Below are 2,291 nucleotides of genomic sequence, written 5' to 3'. Positions count from 1 at the left end.
TATTTGCTCTTTAACAATCCGGAACAAGCTGAAAATTGAAACAGACATGCTGCTGCATTTCTCCGTAATCAGGAATGCGCGGTGTGTCAGAGTCTCTCAAACTCGCAGCACGAAGACTTCTTCGGGTTGTGAGGTTAAGCGAACAAGCGTACACGGTGGATGCCCTGGCAGTCAGAGGCGATGAAGGACGTGCTAATCTGCGAAAAGCGCCGGTAAGGTGATATGAACCGTTATAACCGGCGATGTCCGAATGGGGAAACCCGGTGCACTTCGGTGCATCATCGTTAGCTGAATACATAGGCTAACGAGGCGAACCGGGGGAACTGAAACATCTAAGTACCCCGAGGAAAAGAAATCAACCGAGATTCCCCCAGTAGCGGCGAGCGAACGGGGAACAGCCCAGAGCCTGAATCAGTTTGTGTGTCAGTGGAACGGTCTGGAAAGGCCGGCGATACAGGGTGACAGCCCCGTACACGAAGGCACACAGGTTGTGAGCTCGATGAGTAGGGCGGGACACGTGATATCCTGTCTGAAGATGGGGGGACCATCCTCCAAGGCTAAATACTCCTGACTGACCGATAGTGAACCAGTACCGTGAGGGAAAGGCGAAAAGAACCCCGGCGAGGGGAGTGAAACAGAACCTGAAACCGTGTACGTACAAGCAGTGGGAGCCTTCGTAAGAGGGTGACTGCGTACCTTTTGTATAATGGGTCAGCGACTTATATTCTGTAGCAAGGTTAACCGTATAGGGGAGCCGAAGGGAAACCGAGTCTTAATTGGGCGTTAAGTTGCAGGGTATAGACCCGAAACCCGGTGATCTAGCCATGGGCAGGTTGAAGGTTGGGTAACACTAACTGGAGGACCGAACCGACTAATGTTGAAAAATTAGCGGATGACCTGTGGCTGGGGGTGAAAGGCCAATCAAACCGGGAGATAGCTGGTTCTCCCCGAAAGCTATTTAGGTAGCGCCTCGTGAACTCATCTCCGGGGGTAGAGCACTGTTTCGGCTAGGGGGCCATCCCGGCTTACCAACCCGATGCAAACTGCGAATACCGGAGAATGTTATCACGGGAGACACACGGCGGGTGCTAACGTCCGTCGTGAAGAGGGAAACAACCCAGACCGCCAGCTAAGGTCCCAAAGTCATGGTTAAGTGGGAAACGATGTGGGAAGGCCCAGACAGCCAGGATGTTGGCTTAGAAGCAGCCATCATTTAAAGAAAGCGTAATAGCTCACTGGTCGAGTCGGCCTGCGCGGAAGATGTAACGGGGCTAAACCATGCACCGAAGCTGCGGCAGCGACACTATGTGTTGTTGGGTAGGGGAGCGTTCTGTAAGCCTGTGAAGGTGTGCTGTGAGGCATGCTGGAGGTATCAGAAGTGCGAATGCTGACATAAGTAACGATAAAGCGGGTGAAAAGCCCGCTCGCCGGAAGACCAAGGGTTCCTGTCCAACGTTAATCGGGGCAGGGTGAGTCGACCCCTAAGGCGAGGCCGAAAGGCGTAGTCGATGGGAAACAGGTTAATATTCCTGTACTTGGTGTTACTGCGAAGGGGGGACGGAGAAGGCTATGTCGGCCGGGCGACGGTTGTCCCGGTTTAAGCGTGTAGGCTGACTTTCCAGGCAAATCCGGAAGGTTAAGGCTGAGGCGTGATGACGAGGCACCACGGTGCTGAAGTGACAAATGCCCTGCTTCCAGGAAAAGCCTCTAAGCATCAGGTAACATCAAATCGTACCCCAAACCGACACAGGTGGTCAGGTAGAGAATACCAAGGCGCTTGAGAGAACTCGGGTGAAGGAACTAGGCAAAATGGTGCCGTAACTTCGGGAGAAGGCACGCTGACATGTAGGTGAAGCCCCTGCGGGTGGAGCTGAAGTCAGTCGAAGATACCAGCTGGCTGCAACTGTTTATTAAAAACACAGCACTGTGCAAACACGAAAGTGGACGTATACGGTGTGACGCCTGCCCGGTGCCGGAAGGTTAATTGATGGGGTTATCGCAAGAGAAGCTCCTGATCGAAGCCCCGGTAAACGGCGGCCGTAACTATAACGGTCCTAAGGTAGCGAAATTCCTTGTCGGGTAAGTTCCGACCTGCACGAATGGCGTAATGATGGCCAGGCTGTCTCCACCCGAGACTCAGTGAAATTGAACTCGCTGTGAAGATGCAGTGTACCCGCGGCAAGACGGAAAGACCCCGTGAACCTTTACTACAGCTTGACACTGAACATTGAGCCTTGATGTGTAGGATAGGTGGGAGGCTTTGAAGCGTGGACGCCAGTCTGCGTGGAGCC

General features: G+C 53.4%; 1 rRNA gene. It reads left to right on the top strand.

Going from position 1 to position 2,291, the window contains the following annotated elements:
* Positions 1-132: 132 nt before the first annotated feature.
* Positions 133-2,291: ribosomal RNA gene (locus tag ACUW6V_RS20705) — 23S ribosomal RNA — on the top strand; the annotation flags it as partial.

The organism is Cronobacter sp. 153480017-3, from assembly GCF_053627815.1.
This window is presented reverse-complemented; position numbering and strand designations above follow the sequence as displayed.